This window comes from Bacillus sp. SRI_025, assembly GCF_057592095.1.
Genome location: NZ_JBYEGB010000006.1, coordinates 62,329 through 83,841, shown reverse-complemented (window position 1 = coordinate 83,841; position 21,513 = coordinate 62,329). Strand labels below are relative to the sequence as shown.

The following is a 21,513-nucleotide window of genomic DNA, read 5'->3' as shown; positions in this document are numbered from 1 at the left end:
TGACGATTTTTATTGAAAGGCCTTGAGATGAATGCCGGCTTCTTTTAGCTTCGCTGTAATGGTTTTTGCAAATTGAAGCGCATGGCTGCCGTCTCCGTGAATGCAGACCGTATCTGCTTTGAGCTCGATATCTTCCCCTTGAACTGTACGAACCTTGCCTTCTCGCACCATACGAACAACCTGCTGGACGGCACGTTCATCCTCTTCAATGAGTGCATGTGGTTCGCGGCGCGATGTCAGCGTCCCGTCTGTTTGATACGTCCGATCAGAAAAAACTTCATGAGCCACTTGCAGACCTATCCGTTCACCTGCTAACGCAAGTTCACTCCCTGACAGACCAAATAACACAAGGTTTGGATCCACATCATACACAGCCTTCGCAATTGATTCAGATAATTCAGTATTTTTAGCCGCCATGTTGTAGAGGGCGCCGTGTGGTTTGACATGCTGCATTGTGCCGCCCTCGGCCTTGAGAAAGGCTGATAGAGCACCAATTTGATAGATGACAAGATCATAAGCTTCCTCTGCGGAGATAGCCATTGGACGTCTGCCAAAGCCGGCCAAATCTTGCAAACCAGGATGTGCACCAATTTTGACCCCTTTACCCAGTGCCATTCTGACTGTCTTTCTCATAACCGTTGGATCTCCTGCATGAAAACCGCAAGCAATGTTGGCTGAGGTGACATATTCTAAGATTTGTTCGTCTGCACCGATTGTGTATTGACCAAAGCTTTCTCCCAAATCACAGTTGATATCCACTTGATACATAGAATCCCTCCCTATTGTTCCGAAATACGGAATATAAAGTCCGAATATTCGAATTTATACTGATTATACCAACTTTGCATAGACTGCACATGAAATTGGCAGAAAACATAACAATAGAACTAGAGAAAACAAAAAAAAGCGAGAGGCAAAGTCCTCTCACTTTTTCTTGTATGAAATGCATTCTATTTAGACAGCACCCAATGTTGGATAGCTTTTGCAACGCCATGTTCTGTATTAGGAGCTGTAATCCAATCAGCGGCCTCTTTCACCACTTCCTGCGCATTTCCCATGGCAATGCCTAATCCGGCCTCTTGAATCATCGCCATATCATTGAGACTGTCGCCAAGTGACATGACGTTGTCCATCGTACAGCCAATGCGTTCTGCTACTTTTGCAAGAGCTGCCGCTTTGTTAATGCCGGCTGCATTGACTTCGATATTCGTTGGACTTGAGTTTGTGATTTCTAGATGCTTATTTGTTTTCAATGTATTGAGGACTTCCTCACGAACGTCATCATCATGAATATCAAAGCCAAATTTGAGCCATTCATGGTCATGAATTCGTTCTGGGAATTCACCTCTCCACACCTTATCCACAGTCGAAGCCCAGTAATCGGTTTCGTACCTATTTTTTAAATCCCACATCATTTGGACGTGATCAGGATGCAGCAGATCTCGTTCGATCAGCTGGAAGTTTGAATCCCAGATCTCACTTCCGTTTGCTGTCACAAGGTAAGAAGATAACTTGAGCGGCTCAACCAGCTCTCGGCATGTCATCAATGTCCGCCCTGTGCTAATGACCACATGGACCCCTTTTGCTTCAGCTTCTTTAATCGCTTGTTTATTTTCCTCTGGAATGATGTGCTCACTGTTTAACAGCGTGCCATCCATATCAATGGCAATCAATCGGATGTCTTTCTTTTGAGCTTGTGTTGACAAATTGAGTACCCCACTTTGTATCGATTTTTGAAACTATCTTTATTTTAATATAAAGATGAAGCTGGCACAAAGGGACGAGTTTGATCCCATAGAAAAAAGACCTTGTGACAGGTCTTTTCACAGGTGCTTAGCGTTCACACGCAATGCCGTCTTTATCGCGGTCAAGCCGCATATTTTTTTGATAAAGTGCTTTTGATACATAAGGCTTGTACTTTGTTTTTCCGCCTTTGTTTTTCGTGTTTTTGCTTTTTGCTACGCCGCCTTTATATACTTTGTTCAGCGCTTTGCAGTTTTTGTAAGACTTGACCGTTTTTGCATCTGCTGTGTGGGTGTCGACTTGTGTAAAGCTAAGTAAAAGACCTAAAGACAAGACAGCTACCATGATTTTTTTCAACATGTAAAATCCCCCTATTTTTTCTAATTTTACATTTTTATCATATGTCACCACTTTTTGTTTTTCAAGACTATTGAGCTAATTATTTTGATTTTTTTGGTATGAAATACACCTTATATCCTATATGGTACAATGAGTGGGAAACCTTTCCGTTTTTGACACGTATATGAAGAGAGGAGTTTTTCACATGAAAATGAAATATACCATTCTATATGTAAACGATGTTGAGGCAAGTATTCATTTCTATCAACATGTTCTTGGTTTCCCAATAAAATTGAGGGTTGAATCTTATGTTGAGTTTGACACTGGAGACGTGACGTTATCGATTAATTCACGCCAGGATGTCAAAGAGGCACTCGGATTGCCTGTCCCAGAAGCAAATCAAGCGTCTCAAACGTTTGAGATTGGCTTTGTTGTGGATGATGTGGATCAAACAATTGCTTCAATGAAAGATAAAGGGGTTCCGATCATCAAGGAACCTGCAAAAAAACCATGGGGTCAAACAGTCGCTTATGTGTCTGATCCTGATGGTCATTTCATTGAAATATGTGATGCGATCTCCTAATTGTTTTTGAAGGGAGTGAACCAAAATGAGAAAAAAACATGTTTTTTTCGTCGGTGTTTGCTCAATGATTGTGATTTGCAGCGCCGCTATCCTGTTGCAGCACCTTGAATGGATTGGGTTTATCAGTGGCGGAATCTCTATTATTGGGGTCGTGATGTCTGGGGTGCTAATGGGTGCTTGGACAAGTGGAGAAGAGACACGAGCAGCCTATCATTCTGAAACAAAAGAACACCGCTTGTGGCGCCTTGATACGGCTTTTCTTTTGATCATTTTTGCACTTCCGCACATGGCTGCGTCGGTCTTTTATGTTTTGATGTAAACACTTGTTAAAAGGAGTTAGTCGTATGGCTGTTTTTATTTTATTCATTGTATTTGGCTTCCCCATTATCTCTGTGCTGATTGGTATTTTCGGTACGCTCCTTTTGAAGAATGTTTGGATGCCTACTTTGATTGTGCTGTTAGCGAGCATGATCTTCATGTTCACCTATATTGGCGGGAATGAATCTTTTCTCATTTGGGTTATTGTCTATACCGTCTTTACATTCTTTGCTGGATGGATTACAAAGCGGCTCAAGTAAAAAAGAACAGCATCGCTGTTCTTTTTTTAAATCATATATCCGCACACCATAGTTCAATTTCAATTTTTAGCTCAGGCCATCCTAAAGCTGATACATACGCAACCGTCATTGATGGGTAAGCTGTTTTGAAAATCGTATCCCACTGAGGATATAGATGATCCCAGTCTATTTCTTCTGTTGCCCATATATTGACCTTGATCACATGTTCTTCATTCAATCCCTCTGATTCAAGGATTTTTTTGATATTTTCAAACGTATTCGTTACTTGGTCGTTTAAGCTTGATGGGATCTGCCCATCTATATCTGTCCCTACCTGACCCGATGTAACAAATAATCCCGCACCCTTTGGCACCCTTGTAATATGACTGTAGTTACCAACAGGTTTCGGCATACTTTCTGGGTTTTTTCTCGTTATTTTTTCCATGTTATGTCCCTCACTCACGTTTATTTTTCTGCTAGTTTCTTCGTTTTGTAGACAGACTTCACCAATTTCTATCTACCTTCAAAGAAAACAGCAGTGGAGTATCCATAGCCACAAGGTAAGAACATCAATATCTTCTTTTTCATGACTGAAACACTCCTTTTGTTTGCGTGAGCAAGGTTTTGATTAACTTCATAGTACCACATAGTCAAAATGAATTATAGACGATAACGCGCAATGTCCTGATTCAATCGCATGCTAAGTTCATTGAGTCTTTCTGCTGCTTTTGCCACATTAGAGATGGCTGTCACTTGTTCGTCTGTGGATGCAGTGATTTCTTCGATCGCCGCTGCATTTTCTTGAGAAACATGTGCTGCGCCGTGCATGGCTTTTGTGATAAGGTCGTTTTGCTCCAGCAGTGTATTCAGCTCTTTTGCCATCGCGTTTGTTTCAACGATGGTTTGTGAAATCAATGTAGAGATGGCATTGAATTCGTGTTCTGTTGCATGCACCGCTTCATCCAGCTCGGCAAAACGATCCATTGTGTTAGACATGATACCAGCTGTTGTTGTCGTTTCTTCTTTAATGCCTTGGATCATTTGCTGAATTTGAACAGCTGATTGTTTTGTCTGCTCAGCTAAATTCCGCACTTCACTCGCCACAACTGAGAAGCCTTTGCCGTGCTCTCCTGCACGTGCTGCTTCAATGCTGGCATTCAGTGCCAGTAAATTGGTCTCATTTGAAATGCTTTCAATCGTATCTGTGATTTGAGAAATATCCTGTACTTTTGTACTTAACTGCTCGATTCCTGCTCTAATGCCTTGAGACGCCTGAATCGATTGTTCATTCGATTGTTTTAATTGCTGTACGATTTGCTGACCCTGCTGTGATGATTGACTTGATTGGTCAGAAATCCGTTTAATTTGATCACTCTGTTCTTTCACATTCTCAATAGATTGATTAAACTGGGTCATTTGTTGATTGGCTACTTCAAGATCGGATGCTTGATGAAGTGTTCCAGTCGAAATGTCTCCGATGGCTCGTCCAATTTCTTCACTGCTGGCTGAGGTTTCTTCAGATATCGCCGATAAATCTGTCGCTGATTCAACAAGCTGACTGCTCGTTTCCTGTAAACCGCTCACCAGTGTTCTGAGCTCTCCTGACATATGGTTAAAGCCTTTTGCCAGCTGTCCGATTTCATCCGTTGTTTCCTTTAAGCTCGTGCGTTCAATATTCCCCGCCGCAATTTCCTTTGAAGCAGCAGTGACTTGCTTGAGCAGTCTGACTTTTCCTCGGGCAGCTAAATAAAAGACGCCTAAACTCAGAAGGGCGACACCCGCTGTAATGAGAATAATATAGAGCTTCATCTGCTCTAATTCTTTATAAAATTCGTCCTGGAAGACAGCGATGCCTACACTCCAATTCCACGGTGTAAACTGGCTCATATAGGCAAGCTTTTCCTTTTCTTCGCCGGTTGCATCGTCCTTATCCATATAGGTCACATAGTGTGCATCCTCATCTTTTGCATTGGCGCCGGCGACCATTTTTTGACGATTGGTCGTGTTATCTGGAATGACGCCGATGTCGTTGACCGGATGGACCTGGGTTGAGTAGTCAGTGCCATATGCGATCAGATAGCCTTTATTTTTATAGATAAAATCTGATTTTTGAGATTGGTATCCCTTCCCGTTGTCATTTTTGGGTCCGCTCAAGTAAAGGCGGGCCTGTTCTTGCGCCTGCTCAAGCGTCAGTTCTTTTTTCTCCACACGGTCATTCAACTGTTCAAGTGTGGCCATCGCTCCGCTGACGATGTGCTTTAAATCTGCTTTCCCTGCATCAATTAATACATGTTTCGCTAACAAATATCCCGTAGTTCCAACAAGTCCGCCCGTTAAAATCGTGATCACGATAATGGCAGACATTAATTGAAAAAAGACACTTCTTGACGCAAACGCTTTCTTTTTCATAAACAAATTCCCCCTTACTTTATATATCGTCAAGCAGGGGAAAGTATTAAAAAAAGTCATAGAAGAAAATCCCTTTCGCACGTTGGAAAGGGATGTTCAATTATCGAGTTGCTTCTTTAAGAATGGCTTGATAAAGATCGTCTGTTGGCGAGAGTCCACATACCTCTTCCAGCACACCTTCAATGCCTTTTTCTTTTCGTAATGCCTGCAGACGAACAGCTTCTTCATCATTAGTAAAGTCGTAAGCCAAAGCTGCCACGATGCCTTTAATTAAATAATGTGGCTGTTTGATCTTTTTCGCTGGACCGATTAAACGGTCATCTGCTCCGAGCTTTCTAAGTGGAGAGCGTGCGACACGCGTGACTTCATCAGAGATAAAGGCATTTTCAAATCGTTTAATGATTTTTTGAATATACACATCATGTTCTTCTTTTTGAAAGCCATATGTGTCGATTAAATAACTGCCTGTTTCGTGAAGTGCACCTTCGACCACTTGACGAATCTCTTGTGTATCGACAGCTTCTTTAATCGTTTGCACACCTTTCTCGTACCCGACATAAGCAGCTAGTGCATGTCCTGTGTTGACAGTAAAGAGCTTACGCTCAATAAATGGCGTCAAATCTTGTACAAAGGTCGCTCCGTCAATTTGAGGAACGTCTCCAATAAAGCCTGTCTCATCAATCACCCACTCGAAAAATGGCTCGACTGATACTTTCAATATGTCCTCATGGTGCTGAATTGGGACAATGCGATCAACCGCAGCGTTTGGAAAACCAACTGTGTGTGACAGCGCTTCTTGTTCATCAGCTGTTAAATGAGAGAAAACGGCTTTCTTTAAATGAGAGCTGCCGCCAATCATATTTTCACATGCCACAATGTTGATGATATGATCAGGCTTTTTCTGTTTTAAACCTTCAGCAATCGACGAAGCAATGATGTTCAAAATGGCTGGTCCAACAGCTGTTGTAACGAGATCAGCTGTTGCAATCGCCTCTATTAAAGCAGCTGGATCTTTTGCGGAATTGATGGCTGACACAGGACCGACTACTTCTTGCTGCTGCCCTGGTGCTGCGAGTTCAACCGTGTATTCTCCTTTTTCATTCAGCTCGTTGATGACCGCTTCATTTACATCGGTAAAAACGAGCTCAAATCCTGATGCTTTTAACAAAGATCCGATAAACCCTCTGCCAATATTTCCTGCTCCAAAATGAAGTGCCTTCATGTTAGTTCACCTCGTTAAAGATGGCGATCAGTTCATCCTGATCCTTTGCATGAAGGATACGCTCTACGTTTTCTTCTTCTGAACAGACAATCGCAATTTGAGAAAGAATATCGAGATGCTCATTGTTTTTACCAGCGATGCCAAATACAACTTTAGCAATATTCCCCTCGCCGTATTCAACGCCGTCTGGAATTTGGATAATGGAAATCCCTGAATGAAGGACAGCCGCTTTCGCATCCTCTGTTCCATGAGGAATGGCAATTCCGTTGCCCATAAATGTAGAAGAAATATGTTCTCTTTCAAACATTTTGTCCACATAATCACTTGTGACATAACCGTTTGCCACTAAGACTTCGCCTGCTTTTTTAATGGCTTCTTCTTTAGAGCCCGCTTGTTCGTTTAGAAAAATATTGTCTTTTGAAAGTACTTGTTTCATGAGAGATCACACACCTTTTTTAGAATAGAAAATCAGAAAACAACCAAAACGGGGAGTTCAATTAGGAAAAATTGGACTCAACCCGTTTCGTCATGTTATTTTTTCAATTTCTCAATCAGCTCATCGTATTTCGGACTGTTTAAGAAATTATCAACTGAAATATGCACAGCTCCTGGCAGTTTTGCCTTCGCTCTATCTGTTAAATCTTTATGAGTAAAGACTACATCGGCATCATCTGGAATGTTGCTGATGGATGTATTTGTCACATCAATATCAAGTTCTGCCTTTTTGACTTTATTCTTTAAAACGGATGCGCCCATCGCACTTGAGCCCATTCCTGCATCACAGGCAAAGATGATTTTGTTCACGTCATCTGGATTGATCTCATCTGGAGATGCTGCTTGCTCGCTTGCTTCAGCACCTTCTTTTTGTGCTGTAAGAGCAGCTGCTGCTGCACTTTTCTTGCCTTTCATGTCTTGCATTTTTTCTGTTGCTGCTGTTAAATCTTCATCCACTGCTTTAGACGCTTTCAAAATGACAGAAGCGACAAGGAATGATACGACCGCTGCCACGACAACACCTGCTAGAACGGCAAGATGGCCGCCTTTTGGTGACATGAGCATAAGAGCGATGATACTTCCTGGTGACGGTACAGCCTTTAGGCCCGCATTTAACAGTGTAAAAGTTAAAACGCCGCTTGCTCCCCCAGCAATTACCGCTAAAATGAGCTTTGGCTTCATTAAGATGTATGGGAAGTAAATCTCATGGATTCCCCCTAAGAATTGAATGACAATCGCACCCGGTGCAGACTGCTTTGCTGTCCCTCTTCCAAAGAACATGTAGGCCAGAAGAACACCGAGACCTGGTCCTGGGTTTGTTTCAAGCAAGAACAGAACGGATTGCCCTGTCTTCGCCGCTTGCTCCACCCCTAATGGACCTAAAATCCCTTGGTTAATCGCATTGTTTAAGAACAATACTTTTGCTGGTTCAATGAAGATACTTGCCAGCGGAAGTAAATGTGCATTGACAATGATATCTACACCTGCCGCAAGGGCTTTATTCAGACCTAGTACCACTGGGCCGATGGCGTAGAAAGCAATGGCGACTAAAATGGCACCTAGAATACCTGCACTAAAATTATTAATCAGCATTTCAAAACCTGATCTGATTCGGTCTTTAAACAGCTGGTCGATTTTCTTAATGAGATACCCGCCAAGCGGTCCCATGATCATCGCACCTAAAAACATTGGGATGTCCGAACCGACAATAACCCCGATCGTAGCGGTTGCACCGAGTACCCCGCCTCGATGGTCATATACGAGCTTCCCGCCTGTGTAACCGATTAAGAGCGGCAGCAAGTAGTTGATCATTGGACCAACAAGTGTATTTAATTGTTCATTTGGAAAATAACCACTTGGAATGAACAATGCAGTGATGAGTCCCCAAGCGATAAACGCTCCAATATTCGGCATGATCATACCGCTTAAATAGCTTCCAAAGCGCTGTACTTTTACGCGAAATCCGCTTTTTTCCTGCATCTATGAAAACTCCTTTCTTCTCTCCCTTTATTTAGGGCTTTATAGGTCAAAAGATATAAGAACAAGATTCAGTGAAGCCCTTATGCCTATCGTAAAACGCTTTCACTTTCTCTTCAATTGAAACTAAATGTCACTTTGTCACATCGTATGTGACAAAATTGAAAAATGATGTGAATCCTCTGTCAGATCTCAACATATAATGGGTGGAAAGCTTGATCTGCCGTTGTTTTCACGCAAAATTCATGGGAATTTCACAACTTTCAAATGGTCACTTCTTGTTTCCTCTTCTTAAATCGAATAGGCTTATAATTGATCAAACCTATTCAATTAAGAAATGTCTGCGCAGACATGACACAGAAAAAGTGAACCATCTTGCTATTTGTTTCGTTTACCTTTTAGAGAGGGCGGTACAATAGAAGGAGCGGTTTTTTCTGTGACTCACAGTTTACTGCCGCTTTCTTTCTGATACATGAGACATTTTCATAGGTAGAAAGGCGGTTATTCACTTTGTTTAAAAATAGTCAGTGGCTTCTGCTTCTTATGGTCATGTTCGCTTTTTTCATTCCAAAGGAAGCATTTGCTCACGCATACGTCGTGAGCTCGAACCCAGCGGCAAATGAAGAGCTGGATCAGCAGCCTCCTTCAGTCTCGATCACATTTAGTGAAGGAATTGAAAGCGGGTTTCATGCCATTAAGGTGCTAAATGCAAAAGGTGATCGTGTGGATAAAGGAGATACGGTCATTAAAGATCAAAAGATCATGGAAGCGGCTTTAAAAAAGAATTTACCTAAAGGGATTTACACCATTCAGTGGAATGCGGTATCAGCGGACGGACACTCTGTCTCTGGCATGATTCCGTTTAGTATTGGAAAAGCGGCTGGCGGTTTTGACCAATTAGAGCAAGGTCAGACGGATGAATCCATTGATGTGGCTTCAACTATTGATAAAGCCTTTCTTTATACGTCATTCAGCTTATTCCTTGGCACCATTTTGTTTGGACTGCTTTGGTTCAGGGCAGCGATTTCACCTGTATTGGCGAAACGAATGAAGCGGCTTTTGACATTGTCATTGATCATGATGGGTGGAGCACTTGTGTTCCAGCTGCCGATTCAGACAAAATCAGCGGCAGACGTGTCCTTTTTTGGGGCATTTCAGCCTTCGCTTTTACAAGAAACGATTGCGTCCACTTCTGGCGGTAGTCTGTGGATGATGCTTATGGCGTCATTTGTACTTCTCACCATCTGGACAATTGTGGCGATGAGAAAAGGGGACTTCTCTTCTTTTCGTGTTTGGCTGTTTCCACTGCTTCTCTTCACAGTGCTGCTTTGGCTGAAAGCACAAATCGGACATCCAGCCGCAACAGACAATAAAATACTCACAACATCACTTGATTTCATCCATCTCGTCTCTGCTTCGATTTGGGTCGGTGGTTTAACAGCCATTGTCCTTCTTTTGATGAAGAAACTGCCAAATGAAGATGAGCCGCTCATACGGAATACGCTCGCAGCATTTCATCCTTGGGCACTGCTCTCTGTTGGACTTATTGTGTTTTCAGGATTTGTGAATGCCATCTTTATTTTGCAATCGTTTGACGCTCTTTTCCAATCAGCATACGGACGCACCTTTTTAATCAAGCTTGGTTTATTTATCATCATGGGCCTGCTTGGACTTATGCATTACTTGATGCTGAGATGGGAAAAAAAGCAGAAACGCAGCTTTTCCTTACGAGCTGAATGGATGATCGGGATCGCCATTTTGTTATTAACGGCTGTCTTTACTAATATTCCGAGCCCTCCTCCGCCTGCACCTGAGCCTTTCTTTGGCGCAAATCAGGTCGAGCATCGTGACATTGTGTCCTTGAGCATTACCCCGAATGCCCCGGGGAAAAACTCATTCGAAGTGGCATTTACAAAGAAGAATGGTGAAACGATGACTGATATTCAATCTGTGACAGCCAAGATTCATAAGGTGGCTTTATTCGGTGATGAGACACCAAGTGAATTTCAGCTGAAACGATTAAAAAACGGTCATTTCTCTGCTGAAAATCTCTTATTAAATGAAAAAGGCACATGGAAAATTGAAATCCATGCGTTAACTGGTTCTTTTGAGAATATCGATACCACCTTTATTAGAAGAAACTAAAAGGAGTTCATCACATATGAAAAAATACGTTAAAGCTTTATTACCAATGCTTCTCGCTTCATTTTTATTGGCGATTCCTGTGAGTGCGCACGTAACAGTCAAGCCTGATACGTCTGCGACAAATGCTTGGGAGACCTATACATTAAAGGTTCCTTCTGAAAGTGACAGTCCAACGACTAAGGTTGTCGTGACAATTCCTAAAGGCGTAGAATTCCAGCAATATGAGCCTGTACCTGGCTGGAAAACGTCAACTGAAGAGAAAGATGGCAAGGTGACAAGAGTGACTTGGGAGGCAACTGGTAAAGGTGTGCTTGCTGGACAATTTCAGCAATTCGTTTTTGTAGCGAAAAACCCTGAAAAAGCTGGTGAAGCTGCATGGGATGCGTATCAATATTATAAGGATGGAACAGTCGTTGAATGGACTGGCGATAAAGATGCTGATAAACCTCATTCCATCACAAACATTGTGGCATCTAATACCGTAACGGATTCACATGGTCAAGAAAAACCAAAAGAAGAGAAGGCCTCTGAAACAGCCTCTGCTTCTTCCTCACCACTTGTCCTTGGTCTGTCCATTGCTGCTCTAGTCGTGGCACTGATTGCACTGGGACTTGCTTTTAGAAAAAAATAAAAGCTGTATGAGCGATCGTTTTCTTAGAAACGATCGCTTTTTCTTCCTTTACACATTTAAAAATCAATTATTTTCCATTTTCCCAACTTGTTATTACCAATATAGGATTGAATAGGATAAATCCACATGCCATAATGAGACAGATGACCACATAGGAGGCTATGAGATGAACCATGTAATCATTTTTGCTCATCCCCAGCAAAGCTTAAATCAAACCTTATTAGATCTTGTTGTGAGCACTCTATTGAACAATGGTCATAAAGTGACTGTTCGTGATGTCTATGCGCTAGGTTTTCCGCCAGAGCTCACCATTGCAGAAAAGGCTGCGATCAAATGCGGTGATGTCCCGATCGACATTCAAAGAGAGCAGAAGCTGATTCAGCAAGCGGATGTGCTGACGTTTATTTTTCCAATATGGTGGACAGGCTTGCCAGCTATGCTAAAGGGCTATGTAGAGCGCGTCTTTTCTGAGGGCTTTGCTTATCAGAAGAATGAGCATGGAGTGATTGAAAATTTACTTCGGCACAAAAAAGGGGTCATTATCAACACGCACGATGCCCCGAGGAATTTTCTTGATTCCAATATGAGCTTTTCCTCCTCTCATCACATGACAACGGATACAGAAGTCTTTAATCTTATTGGGGTTCAGCCTGTCGAACGGCTTTTGTTCAGCAGTATGGAACAGGCATCTGCAGATTACATACATGAAATTCTGAAAGAAACGAAAGAAACGGTGGACCAGCTTTTCCCGCCGGCTGTATAACATAAAAAAGACTGCTGAGATTCCTCAGACAGTCTTTTTCACGTTTATTCGTCTAAACCAATAGATACATATTTTGTTTCTAAATATGGTTCGATTCCTTCGATTCCGCCTTCTCGCCCTATCCCGCTCTCTTTCATACCGCCGAACGGTGCTTGGACAGCTGATGGACCGCCATCATTCCAGCCAATAATTCCATAATCGAGATGTTCGGAAATGTAGAGCCCGTTCCGATAATTTTCTGTAAAGAAATAAGCTGCAAGGCCAAAAGGTGTATCGTTGGCTAATTCAATTGCCTCGTCTAACGTTTTGAATGTTGTAATCGGCGCCACTGGACCAAAGGTCTCTTCATGCATAATGTTCATTGAAGTGTCCACATGTGTAAGAACCGTTGGCTGGACAAAATAATATGATTTGTCATCGTCGAAATGCGTATCGCCGCCAACAAGAACTTTCGCCCCTTTATCCACTGCATCTTGAATTTGGCCGACAATTTTATCAAAGCCGCGCTTGTTGATAATTGGACCGATAGATGTGCCTTCTTCAAAGCCATTTCCCACTTTCAGCTTTTCTACTTCTTTGCTGAACCTTTGCGCAAATGCTTCATGAATGTCTTCATGCACAATTAAGCGGTTGGCACAGACGCAGGTTTGTCCTGCATTACGGAACTTAGACGCTACTGCTTGTTTGACAGCTAACTCAAGATTTGCGTCCTTGTCTACGATAAGCGGGGCATGGCCGCCAAGCTCCATTGATACATGCTTCACTGTACTCGCACTGTTTTTGATCAAATGCTTTCCGACGGGCGTTGAGCCTGTAAACGTGATTTTTCGAATCAATGGACTATCTGTGAAGATTTCACCCACTTCTTTGCCATCTCCGACAACCCATTGCAATGCATCCTCTGGAATACCAGCTTCATGACCTAATTTTACTAGTTCAATAGCTGTCAGCGGTGTGTCTTCAGCAGGTTTTACAATAAACGTACAGCCTGCTGCAAGCGCTGGGGCTGCCTTTCTCGTAATCATCGCCGCAGGGAAATTCCACGGAGTAATGGCAGCAACAGGACCAACTGGCTGTTTTGTGACGAAAAGGCGTTTACTTGTCGTATGTGATGGGATGGTTCTGCCGTAGATTCGCTTTGCTTCCTCCGCGTACCATTCAATATAACCAGCCGCATAGACGATTTCCCCTAATGCTTCTTGATACGGCTTCCCGTTTTCTTCTGTAATGATTTTCGCAAGCCTTTCTTTATGTTCAATCATCAGATCAAACCACTTGCGAATGATATTGGCACGCTCATGCGCTGACGTTTTGGCCCATGCTTTGAATGCTTTATGTGAGCGGGAAATTGCGTCTTCGATCTGTTCTTTTGTATGCTGAGCAACTGAAGCAATTTCTTCTCCTGTTGCAGGATTATACACTTTGAGTTCGTTTGTCATGCTCTACCGTCTCCTTCGTTCTTGGATTCATTACATATAGTATATACCCAATGAGTACCCAACCTAAAAGCAAAATCCATTCAGCTGGCCATGATAAGGAGGCCGGCATTCCTGGAAAGTAAAATGAAAGAAAAAGAAGACTCAGTCCAATGGCTAGAACGCCTGTCATTCGCCAATATTTAATGCGGTATGGACGCTCAAGCTCGGGTTCTATTTTGCGAAGTCTCATAAAGGCGATGGATACAATTAAGTATCCAACGATGATTCCGACACCGCCCGCATTCACAATCCACACGAGGGCAGGACGGCCTAATAATGGAGCAAAAAAGGCCAATGCCCCAAGAAACAAAATCGCATTTGTCGGTGTTTTATACTTTGGATGAATATACGCAAACCATTTGGAAATCATGCCTCTTTCCGCCATGGCATATAGGATACGGCTTGCCCCGATGATAAAAGCGTTCCAGCTTGTCACAATCCCTGCTACACCGCCAATAACCAACACTGTTCCAAATGCTTGATGACCGAGAAGCTGAACCATGGCATCTGCTGTCGCTAATGAAGAGGCTTCAAGCTGTCCTTTTGACATTCCAGCAGCTACCCCAAAGACAATAAGCAGATAAAAAACGACCGCGCTTACGATAGAAATAATCAAGATTCTCCCAATGATTTTCTTTGGTGCATGAATTTCCGCTGCTACTTGTGGAATGACATCAAACCCAACGAATAAAAAGGGAATCATGACTAATACCGCCATGAGACCGCCAACCCCGCCTTGAAACATCGGCTCAAGGTTTGCAAAATCTCCATTAAATGTTGCGCCGCCTAAAAGGAGAAAACCTGTCAGAATAATTGCCACAGTGAACACGGACTGGAAAATGGCGGCAGGCTTCGCCCCAATGTAATTCAGTGCTGTTAAAAACAATGCACCGCCAGATCCAATCAATACCCACGTGAAATACACGTCCCAGCCCCCTATATTCCATAGAAAGCCAGCATGCTGTGTTGGAATCACATAATCAATGACGGTCGGCAAGGCGACAGCTTCAAACGTAATCACAGACACATAACCAAATAATACGCCCCATGCTGAAACGAACGCTGCTTTCATCCCAAATGCCCGTTGGACAAAGACGAGCCCTCCGCCTGTCTCTGGAATCGCAGACGAAAGCTCAGCATACGTAAGTCCAATAAAGATCACGAGAATGCCTCCTATCACAAAGGCAATCACACTGCCTAAAAAGCCCGCTGTTAAAATCCAATCTCCCGAAAGTACAACCCAGCCCCAGCCAAGCATTGCACCAATGGACAAAAACAGCACGTCTGACTGCGACATCGTTTTTGCCATTTGTTGTTTTTGCATACAACCATCCCCCTTTGTTGTTTAGCGTGCTTTGAAGGCTTCCTCGATGATCCCTAGTCCCTCGTGAAGCAGCTCATCTGTGATGACAAGTGGTGTTAAAAAGCGAATAATATTCCCATTAATCCCTGCCGTTAATAGAAGCAGCCCGTGATCGTTTGCATATGCTGCAATCGCTGCGGCTGTTTTCTTATCCGGTGTACGTGTTGTTTGATCTTCCACAATTTCAATCGCCGCCATTGCCCCTAATCGGCGTACTTCCCCAATGAATGGATACGCTGTTCTCCATTCATTGGCTTTGTCCTCAATGACTTGTCCAATGTGTTCAGATCGTTGATTCAATTGTTCAGTTTCAATGATATCAAGAACAGCCAGTGCTGCTACACAGCCTAACGGACTTCCTGCATATGTTCCCCCGAGCTCCCCTGGATCTGCCGCATCAAGCATTTCTTTTCTGCCAACGACACCACTCAGCGGTAAGCCAGCTGCAAGAGATTTTGACACAGTAATTAAGTCCGGCACCACATCAAAGTGCTCAATCGCAAAGTATTTCCCTGTTCTCGCAAAACCGGTTTGGATTTCATCTGCAACAAAGACAATCCCGTGCTGCTGACAGAATGATGCAACATGCTGAACGAAACGCTTCGATGGCACAATGAATCCGCCCTCCCCTTGGACTGGTTCCATGACCACACAAGCAACGGTTTCTGGTGCAACGGCTGCGACGAAGAATTGATTGAATTGATCAATGATGTACTCATCGTAAGCGGCATCACTTAATCCTTCAGGCTTTTGATAGTAATAAGGGTACGGTGCTTGGTACACCTCAGATGCGAATGGTCCGAAGCCAAATTTATATGGCTTGACCTTGCTCGTCATGCTCATTGTCATATTCGTTCTGCCGTGAAAACCTCTTGTAAACGACACAACGGCCTGTCTTTTCGTATATTTACGGGCAATTTTCACGGCATTTTCAACAGCTTCTGCACCTGAATTAAGGAAAATGGCTTTCTTATCATGGTCTCCTGGTGTGAGGCGGCAAAGCTTCTCTGCCAATTCGATATACGATACATACATCATCACGTTAAAACCTGGATGAATCAGGCTCTCTGCCTGTGCTTTGACCGCTTCCACCACCTTTGGATGTGAATGTCCTACGTTTAATGTGCCAATGGCGCCTGCAAAATCGATAAATCGCTTCCCATCAATATCGAACAGCTCGGCTCCTTTCCCCTTCGCTGCAAGATGACGGTTGCCATTACTCACGCCTCTTGCGACGTATTGATCTCTTTTCCCCTGCCATTCTTCAGTTGAAAAACGGTTTGTTGTCGTTTGACTCATTGTCATCCATCCCCTTTATATCCTTTTTTATTATTCTGAATATTTTTTGGTATGATAGAAAGTACCAATATCATTTTTTTCATGGTATCAGAGAGGATGGAATGGTGAGATGCTGACAATTCAACTAGATCAAACAGGGCAAAACGGATATATTTATCATCAAATTTATATGAAAATCAAAGAAGAAATCTTAAATCGCAACCTGCAGCCACACGATCAATTACCGTCCAAACGAGAGTTAGCCGATACATTAAACGTCAGCGTTAATTCAGTGAATGGCGCCTATCAGCAGCTGCTTGCCGAGGGGTATTTATATTCGGTTGAACGCAAAGGTTTTTTCGTGGAGTCACTAGAAACGTTTCATGAATCTGGTCAGCTAAAACCCTCTTCTCTTCCTGTAGATTTAAAGGAAGAACCGATTGCACGAGACGACTGGTATTCTTTTTCACATATCTCCGTCGATACAGCGAACTTTCCATTTAAAAGCTGGCTGAAAAGCGAACAAAAGGCGATCCATCTCCACCAAGATGCCTTCGGTGAGCTTCCGCATCCACAAGGTGTGTATGAGCTCAGGGAAACGATTGCCCGGCTGATCGGACTTGCGCGAGGAGTCAAATGCTATCCAGAACAGCTCATTTTAAGTGCAGGCACACAGTCACTGATTCATTCGTTATCAAGCATCCTTCCAGCCGATCAAGTATACGGGCTAGAAAACCCTGGCTACCGCCGGCTCTATCAAATGCTGAAAAACAATCATCATCAAATTGAAACGATTGGCATTGATCAAAAAGGTGTGCGGATGAGCGACATTCATAAGAAACAGCCAAATGTGTTGATCATCACCCCTTCACATCAATTTCCAACAGGGGTGATTATGCCGATTTCCCGGCGCATTCAGCTGTTAAACTGGGCAGCTGATCAGCCAGACCGTTACATCATTGAGGATGATTATGACAGTGAATTTAAATATGGCACAGACAGCATTCCAGCGCTGCAAAGTCTCGATCGATATGACAAAGTCATTTATATGGGCACCTTTTCAAAATCATTGCTGCCGGGCTTGCGGCTAAGCTATATGGTGTTGCCTCAGCATTTATTGAGACGCTATAAGGAAGAACAGCATTTTTTCATTCAAACTGCTAATCTTTTTACACAATACACCCTTCTCCATTTTATAAAAGATGGGGCGTATCAACGGCATATTAAACGAATGAATGGTTTATATGAGGAAAAACGGAAGCAGCTCATTGAAGAGCTCAATATGGTTTTTGCTGACAATGTACGGATTATTGGAGAAAATGCTGGGCTTCATTTTATCGCAGAGTTCCGTTCAAACCGGACGCAGCATGAGATTTTACAGCGAGCGAAAGAAAGGAAGCTGAAAATGTACGGAATGGATCGGTTTACCCTTGATGAGCAATTGCCGGGGCATCAGCCAGGCTTTATCCCGCTCGTCCTCGGCTTCTCGCATATGAGGCGAGAGGATATTCAGCCGGCTGTGAAACGGCTGTATGACGCCATTTTCGGGAAATAAAACAGCCAGCTGCTCTTTATAGACAGCTGGCTTACCACCGCTTTTTATCTACAGCTAGAATCGATGACATGAGTCCAGGAAAAGCGGTCTCGATGTCTTCTTTTCTTAAAGAATAGTAACGGTGTTTCCCGTCAATTCTCACTTTCACGACGCCTGCCTCCCTCAGCACTTTGAAGTGATGGGAAAGCGTGGATTTGGCAATATTCATCTCATACGTGCCGCATGTCCTCTCCCCCGCTTCTGCCAAGCAGCGGACAATTTCTAACCGGATTGGATCAGCCAATGCGTGCAGCACAGAAATCAGTCTCATATCTTCTTTGTTTGGATGGTTTGGATTCATCATACGATAAATGTATCGTATTTTGTGCCAACATACAATCTCATTCACCTAAAACTCATGAACTGACTAGGCATGTAACGATTTAACTTCATTCACGTCCATTACTTAAGAAACGCTGTATTGAAGGGAAGGAACCTTTTTTGATACGTAACATATGGTTTAGTTTATTGCTCTTGCTGCTCACGTTTTCCTTATGCGCCTGCCAGTCAGTCCAATATCATTCCCAGTCAAAACCACCTAGTGCGGAAGAGTTATTAGCTATGGATCAGCAGGCAGATTTATTTCAATGGGAAGGAACCGTGTATGAAACAAATGTAGATTGGACGACATCCTTACACGTCACAAAACATCAGCAAGTAGGTGTCATTCAGAAAACAGCCGCCAAAAATTTTGAACATGGTACAGCTTCTAGGCTGCAAAAAGGGACCGCTATTTACTCTGTGAAGGAGAGAGAAGACCTTTTGATCGTTGAACTTCACGGCAAAACAAAAATATATGTCGCACATGCGGAAGGATAAAGTACCTGTCATACAGACGGGTATTTTTTAAGTTCATTTTCTTGTCTTAAGACATTGGTTTTGTTATGATAGCCAAAGTGACCACTCGGTTTCCATTGTGACCATATGGTTTTGCCGATTCGGAAAGGACTTAAGAAGATGAACGAAAAGCAAGAAGAGATTTTGCGGGTTTCGAAGAAATTGTTTTCTCAAAAAGGCTATATGAGTGTCTCCATGCAGTCAATTGCCGATGCCTGTAAAATATCCAAAGCGTCTATTTATAAACTGTTTGATTCAAAGGAAGCTCTTCTATTAGAACTGATTAAATACAATCAGCGCAAAATGAGAGAGATTTCCCGCATCATTCATTCAGAAACGACGCTGTCCAAAAAGGAAAAATTCACAAAGAAGATTAAGCTTGAGCTTGAAGAGTTTAAAGAGAATCATAAATTTTTGAACATGCTGTCCTTTGAAGCTTTTTCTCAGCATTCGCCCATTGTCATTAAGCATTTACGTGAAACACGCTCCATTATCATGCAGCGGCACAGAGACATTATTTTAAGTACGTATGGTGAATCTGTCGCTCCATATGTCTGGGATTTAGTGATTGTTCTCAATGGATTAATGAGAGAATTCATCTTAATGCTGGCGATTGAGCAAAAAAACATCCAATTAGAAATTGCTGCCGAAATGATCATCGGTGTAATGGATCGTGTATCGAAAAAGCCTTGTTCCATTGAACCTGTGTTAACAGACGAGCTGATGAACTCTTATTTGCTTTCCTCACAGGACGAATATGACGAAGAAAAACTTGTCAATTCGTACTTAACAAAGATCAAACAAGAGCTTCACTCATGGCCAAACGGAGAAGAAAAAGATGATCTCCTCTCTGCGTATGAGCTGCTCAATCAGGAATTATCAAAGGACCAACCGAGAACCTTTTTAATCAGCTCACTGCTCGATTATTTAGGCAAAAACAGCGTTTTATCACAAAACGTGTCACAGCTGAAAAGCATCATTTTATAGATAAAGAAGGGATAACATGAACCAATCAACAACATCTTACAATCGATCTGTGATTGTTGGGATTTTTCTCGTTGGGGCATTCGTCGCGATATTAAACCAAACGCTTCTTATTCCAGCGATCCCACATATCATGGAGGACTTCAATATTGAGGTCAGCAAAGGACAGTGGCTTACAACAGCCTTTATGCTGACAAACGGGATTCTCATCCCGATAACGGCTTTCTTAATTGAGAAATTTTCGAGCCGTTCTTTAGTTTTAACGGCACTTAGCATCTTTACAGCCGGTACAATTCTTGCTTCATTTGCAACGAATTTCCCGGTGTTACTTGCAGCGCGTATCGTACAGGCAGCCGGCGCAGGGATTTTAATGCCGCTGATGCAAACGATCTTTTTAACCATTTTCCCGAAAGAAAAACGCGGACAGGCAATGGGCATGGTCGGACTTGTCATTTCGTTCGCACCAGCGCTTGGACCAACACTTGGCGGCTGGATTGTCGATTCCTTCAGCTGGAAGGCTCTGTTTTATATTGTTCTGCCAATCGGTATCATTGATCTCATTCTTGCTTTCTTCTTAATGAAAAATGTGACGCAGCAAAGAGAGACACGTATTGATGTGTTATCTGTCATCTTGTCGTCCTTCGGTTTCGGCGGGCTGCTTTACGGATTTTCTAGTGTCGGCACATATGGATGGACGAGTGCAACTGTTCTCATTTCGCTGATTGTCGGCGCCGTGAGCTTGTTCTTCTTTATCCTGCGCCAGTCGAACTTAACAAGACCGATGCTTGAGTTTGGCGTATTTAAATTTGCGATCTTTAGCTTAACAACTTTCCTCGGGATGCTTGTCTTTGCTTTATTGATTGGTACAGAGACGATTCTGCCGCTTTATACGCAGAATGTCAGAGGGCTGTCTGCACTTGATACAGGGCTGATCTTATTGCCGGGTGCTCTCTTCATGGGACTCCTGTCACCGATTATTGGACGGATTTTTGATAAAGTCGGCGGAAGAGGGCTGGCATTAGGCGGATTTACGATCCTCACCGTTACCACCCTGCCATTTATGCTGCTCACCCTTGATTCATCGATCGCTCTCATTACGGTCGCCTATACGCTTCGCTTAATCGGGGTTGGGATGATCATGATGCCGCTGACAACGGCAGGTATTAACGCATTACCGCCTCATTTGATCCCGCATGGGACAGCGATGAATAACACGATGAGACAAGTAGGCGGTTCCATTGGAACGGCTGTGCTTGTTTCCATCATGAGCAGCTCTGCTGCAAATGCAGAATTGGCCAATCCATTAAAATCAGCCGTTCATGGAATGAATACGTCATTTTTCATTTCTGGTCTGATTGCAGTCATTGGACTCATCCTCTCCTTTTTCTTAAAGGCAAAACGTGATAACAAAGTGATGAAGCAGGAGATATCTTCCTCCTCCTCTTCTTCATAAGAAAAAGAGCTCGGCTTATGGCCGGCTCTTTTTTCATATCATCATACAGCACCGTCCTCTCTGTAAATACATTTGTATTTCTAGAAAAGAAAAACCTTGATAATTTAAAGAAAAGAGTTGATAATAGGAACTATTCAATTTGTGAGAAAATTTTTACTATAGG

At 43.0% G+C, this 21,513-nt stretch carries 22 protein-coding genes; 10 read left to right on the top strand and 12 right to left on the bottom strand.

Annotated elements, in window-relative coordinates:
* Window positions 1–9 precede the first annotated feature (9 nt).
* The 3 genes from AC20OE_RS16165 to AC20OE_RS16155 form a co-directional block, all read right to left on the bottom strand.
* Window positions 10–768 carry a LamB/YcsF family protein gene (locus AC20OE_RS16165; RefSeq protein ID WP_041089118.1) on the bottom strand — a complete coding sequence of 253 codons (759 nt, stop codon included), beginning with the start codon at window positions 766–768 and terminating at the stop codon, window positions 10–12.
* 182 nt (window positions 769–950) lie between these two features.
* On the bottom strand, window positions 951–1,706 hold the full coding sequence (locus AC20OE_RS16160) for a Cof-type HAD-IIB family hydrolase (RefSeq protein ID WP_163114302.1): 756 nt from the start codon (window positions 1,704–1,706) through the stop codon (window positions 951–953).
* Window positions 1,707–1,833: 127 nt separating this feature from the next.
* On the bottom strand, window positions 1,834–2,103 hold the full coding sequence (locus AC20OE_RS16155; RefSeq protein ID WP_080769491.1) for an excalibur calcium-binding domain-containing protein: 270 nt from the start codon (window positions 2,101–2,103) through the stop codon (window positions 1,834–1,836).
* 184 nt (window positions 2,104–2,287) lie between these two features.
* On the opposite strand from AC20OE_RS16155, the gene AC20OE_RS16150 reads away from it, so the two are divergent.
* From AC20OE_RS16150 to AC20OE_RS16140, 3 genes are read left to right on the top strand one after another with little or no spacing between them, the layout of a single operon-like run.
* Window positions 2,288–2,665: a VOC family protein gene (locus AC20OE_RS16150; protein WP_041089114.1), complete on the top strand. Its 378-nt coding sequence runs from the start codon at window positions 2,288–2,290 to the stop codon at window positions 2,663–2,665.
* 25 nt (window positions 2,666–2,690) lie between these two features.
* On the top strand, window positions 2,691–2,984 hold the full coding sequence (locus AC20OE_RS16145) for a DUF5316 family protein (protein ID WP_058837338.1): 294 nt from the start codon (window positions 2,691–2,693) through the stop codon (window positions 2,982–2,984).
* 25 nt (window positions 2,985–3,009) lie between these two features.
* On the top strand, window positions 3,010–3,243 hold the full coding sequence (locus AC20OE_RS16140; protein WP_039176568.1) for a DUF2651 family protein: 234 nt from the start codon (window positions 3,010–3,012) through the stop codon (window positions 3,241–3,243).
* Window positions 3,244–3,274: 31 nt separating this feature from the next.
* Here the strand turns inward: AC20OE_RS16140 and AC20OE_RS16135 are convergent, their stop codons facing one another.
* From AC20OE_RS16135 to AC20OE_RS16115, 5 genes are all read right to left on the bottom strand, one after another.
* Complete coding sequence (locus AC20OE_RS16135) at window positions 3,275–3,667, bottom strand: RidA family protein (protein ID WP_039176565.1); 393 nt, start codon at window positions 3,665–3,667, stop codon at window positions 3,275–3,277.
* A 215-nt stretch (window positions 3,668–3,882) separates the two neighbouring features.
* Complete coding sequence (locus AC20OE_RS16130; RefSeq protein WP_064498685.1) at window positions 3,883–5,631, bottom strand: methyl-accepting chemotaxis protein; 1,749 nt, start codon at window positions 5,629–5,631, stop codon at window positions 3,883–3,885.
* A gap of 100 nt (window positions 5,632–5,731) precedes the next feature.
* The gene (locus tag AC20OE_RS16125; RefSeq protein ID WP_064498684.1) at window positions 5,732–6,853 is read right to left on the bottom strand and encodes a mannitol-1-phosphate 5-dehydrogenase; all 1,122 of its coding nucleotides are present in this window, start codon (window positions 6,851–6,853) and stop codon (window positions 5,732–5,734) included.
* Between the two features lies 1 nt (window position 6,854).
* Window positions 6,855–7,289 (bottom strand): PTS mannitol transporter subunit IIA, encoded by a 435-nt coding sequence (locus tag AC20OE_RS16120; RefSeq protein WP_064498683.1) that lies wholly within the window; start codon window positions 7,287–7,289, stop codon window positions 6,855–6,857.
* Window positions 7,290–7,384: 95 nt separating this feature from the next.
* Window positions 7,385–8,827 (bottom strand): PTS mannitol transporter subunit IIBC, encoded by a 1,443-nt coding sequence (locus AC20OE_RS16115; protein WP_039176553.1) that lies wholly within the window; start codon window positions 8,825–8,827, stop codon window positions 7,385–7,387.
* Window positions 8,828–9,334: 507 nt separating this feature from the next.
* On the opposite strand from AC20OE_RS16115, the gene AC20OE_RS16110 reads away from it, so the two are divergent.
* The 3 genes from AC20OE_RS16110 to AC20OE_RS16100 all read left to right on the top strand — a co-directional run bounded on the left by AC20OE_RS16110 (window position 9,335) and on the right by AC20OE_RS16100 (window position 12,363).
* Entirely contained in the window at window positions 9,335–10,969 is a 1,635-nt protein-coding gene (locus AC20OE_RS16110) for a copper resistance CopC/CopD family protein (RefSeq protein ID WP_059375996.1), read from the top strand.
* A 16-nt stretch (window positions 10,970–10,985) separates the two neighbouring features.
* Window positions 10,986–11,600 (top strand): YcnI family copper-binding membrane protein, encoded by a 615-nt coding sequence (locus tag AC20OE_RS16105; protein WP_041089100.1) that lies wholly within the window; start codon window positions 10,986–10,988, stop codon window positions 11,598–11,600.
* A 166-nt stretch (window positions 11,601–11,766) separates the two neighbouring features.
* Window positions 11,767–12,363: an NAD(P)H-dependent oxidoreductase gene (locus AC20OE_RS16100; RefSeq protein ID WP_058837334.1), complete on the top strand. Its 597-nt coding sequence runs from the start codon at window positions 11,767–11,769 to the stop codon at window positions 12,361–12,363.
* Between the two features lie 44 nt (window positions 12,364–12,407).
* Here the strand turns inward: AC20OE_RS16100 and AC20OE_RS16095 are convergent, their stop codons facing one another.
* Genes AC20OE_RS16095 through gabT form a run of 3 tightly spaced genes read right to left on the bottom strand, consistent with a single transcriptional unit; the run spans window position 12,408 to window position 16,503 of the window.
* Complete coding sequence (locus tag AC20OE_RS16095) at window positions 12,408–13,802, bottom strand: NAD-dependent succinate-semialdehyde dehydrogenase (RefSeq protein ID WP_059375994.1); 1,395 nt, start codon at window positions 13,800–13,802, stop codon at window positions 12,408–12,410.
* Window positions 13,777–15,165: an APC family permease gene (locus AC20OE_RS16090; protein WP_487269008.1), complete on the bottom strand. Its 1,389-nt coding sequence runs from the start codon at window positions 15,163–15,165 to the stop codon at window positions 13,777–13,779. The genes AC20OE_RS16095 and AC20OE_RS16090 overlap by 26 nt, the downstream gene beginning before the upstream one ends.
* 21 nt (window positions 15,166–15,186) lie before the next feature.
* Entirely contained in the window at window positions 15,187–16,503 is a 1,317-nt protein-coding gene (gene gabT, locus AC20OE_RS16085) for a 4-aminobutyrate--2-oxoglutarate transaminase (RefSeq protein ID WP_487269007.1), read from the bottom strand.
* Window positions 16,504–16,612: 109 nt separating this feature from the next.
* Between gabT and gabR the strand changes: the two genes are divergently transcribed.
* Entirely contained in the window at window positions 16,613–18,037 is a 1,425-nt protein-coding gene (gene gabR, locus AC20OE_RS16080; RefSeq protein ID WP_251181551.1) for a MocR-like transcriptional regulator GabR, read from the top strand.
* A 31-nt stretch (window positions 18,038–18,068) separates the two neighbouring features.
* On the opposite strand, the gene AC20OE_RS16075 is transcribed toward gabR, so the two are convergent.
* Complete coding sequence (locus tag AC20OE_RS16075) at window positions 18,069–18,380, bottom strand: ArsR/SmtB family transcription factor (RefSeq protein WP_487269035.1); 312 nt, start codon at window positions 18,378–18,380, stop codon at window positions 18,069–18,071.
* 137 nt (window positions 18,381–18,517) lie between these two features.
* Between AC20OE_RS16075 and AC20OE_RS16070 the strand changes: the two genes are divergently transcribed.
* The 3 genes from AC20OE_RS16070 (at window position 18,518) to AC20OE_RS16060 (ending at window position 21,350) form a co-directional block, all read left to right on the top strand.
* Entirely contained in the window at window positions 18,518–18,895 is a 378-nt protein-coding gene (locus AC20OE_RS16070; RefSeq protein WP_224930251.1) for a hypothetical protein, read from the top strand.
* A 138-nt stretch (window positions 18,896–19,033) separates the two neighbouring features.
* The gene (locus tag AC20OE_RS16065; RefSeq protein WP_228285979.1) at window positions 19,034–19,900 is read left to right on the top strand and encodes a TetR/AcrR family transcriptional regulator; all 867 of its coding nucleotides are present in this window, start codon (window positions 19,034–19,036) and stop codon (window positions 19,898–19,900) included.
* A gap of 16 nt (window positions 19,901–19,916) precedes the next feature.
* Complete coding sequence (locus AC20OE_RS16060) at window positions 19,917–21,350, top strand: MDR family MFS transporter (RefSeq protein ID WP_059375987.1); 1,434 nt, start codon at window positions 19,917–19,919, stop codon at window positions 21,348–21,350.
* Window positions 21,351–21,513: the final 163 nt, after the last annotated feature.

Excerpts from the sequence above, each read along its gene's own strand:
- AC20OE_RS16165 (WP_041089118.1), bottom strand. The coding sequence starts at position 768 with ATGTATCAAGTGGATATCAACTGTGATTTGGGAGAAAGCTTTGGTCAA.
- AC20OE_RS16155 (WP_080769491.1), bottom strand. The coding sequence starts at position 2,103 with ATGTTGAAAAAAATCATGGTAGCTGTCTTGTCTTTAGGTCTTTTACTT.
- AC20OE_RS16150 (WP_041089114.1), top strand. The coding sequence starts at position 2,288 with ATGAAAATGAAATATACCATTCTATATGTAAACGATGTTGAGGCAAGT.
- AC20OE_RS16145 (WP_058837338.1), top strand. The coding sequence starts at position 2,691 with ATGAGAAAAAAACATGTTTTTTTCGTCGGTGTTTGCTCAATGATTGTG.
- AC20OE_RS16140 (WP_039176568.1), top strand. The coding sequence starts at position 3,010 with ATGGCTGTTTTTATTTTATTCATTGTATTTGGCTTCCCCATTATCTCT.
- AC20OE_RS16135 (WP_039176565.1), bottom strand. The coding sequence starts at position 3,667 with ATGGAAAAAATAACGAGAAAAAACCCAGAAAGTATGCCGAAACCTGTT.
- AC20OE_RS16130 (WP_064498685.1), bottom strand. The coding sequence starts at position 5,631 with ATGAAAAAGAAAGCGTTTGCGTCAAGAAGTGTCTTTTTTCAATTAATG.
- AC20OE_RS16125 (WP_064498684.1), bottom strand. The coding sequence starts at position 6,853 with ATGAAGGCACTTCATTTTGGAGCAGGAAATATTGGCAGAGGGTTTATC.
- AC20OE_RS16120 (WP_064498683.1), bottom strand. The coding sequence starts at position 7,289 with ATGAAACAAGTACTTTCAAAAGACAATATTTTTCTAAACGAACAAGCG.
- AC20OE_RS16115 (WP_039176553.1), bottom strand. The coding sequence starts at position 8,827 with ATGCAGGAAAAAAGCGGATTTCGCGTAAAAGTACAGCGCTTTGGAAGC.
- AC20OE_RS16105 (WP_041089100.1), top strand. The coding sequence starts at position 10,986 with ATGAAAAAATACGTTAAAGCTTTATTACCAATGCTTCTCGCTTCATTT.
- AC20OE_RS16100 (WP_058837334.1), top strand. The coding sequence starts at position 11,767 with ATGAACCATGTAATCATTTTTGCTCATCCCCAGCAAAGCTTAAATCAA.
- AC20OE_RS16095 (WP_059375994.1), bottom strand. The coding sequence starts at position 13,802 with ATGACAAACGAACTCAAAGTGTATAATCCTGCAACAGGAGAAGAAATT.
- AC20OE_RS16090 (WP_487269008.1), bottom strand. The coding sequence starts at position 15,165 with ATGCAAAAACAACAAATGGCAAAAACGATGTCGCAGTCAGACGTGCTG.
- gabT (WP_487269007.1), bottom strand. The coding sequence starts at position 16,503 with ATGAGTCAAACGACAACAAACCGTTTTTCAACTGAAGAATGGCAGGGG.
- gabR (WP_251181551.1), top strand. The coding sequence starts at position 16,613 with ATGCTGACAATTCAACTAGATCAAACAGGGCAAAACGGATATATTTAT.
- AC20OE_RS16075 (WP_487269035.1), bottom strand. The coding sequence starts at position 18,380 with ATGATGAATCCAAACCATCCAAACAAAGAAGATATGAGACTGATTTCT.
- AC20OE_RS16065 (WP_228285979.1), top strand. The coding sequence starts at position 19,034 with ATGAACGAAAAGCAAGAAGAGATTTTGCGGGTTTCGAAGAAATTGTTT.
- AC20OE_RS16060 (WP_059375987.1), top strand. The coding sequence starts at position 19,917 with ATGAACCAATCAACAACATCTTACAATCGATCTGTGATTGTTGGGATT.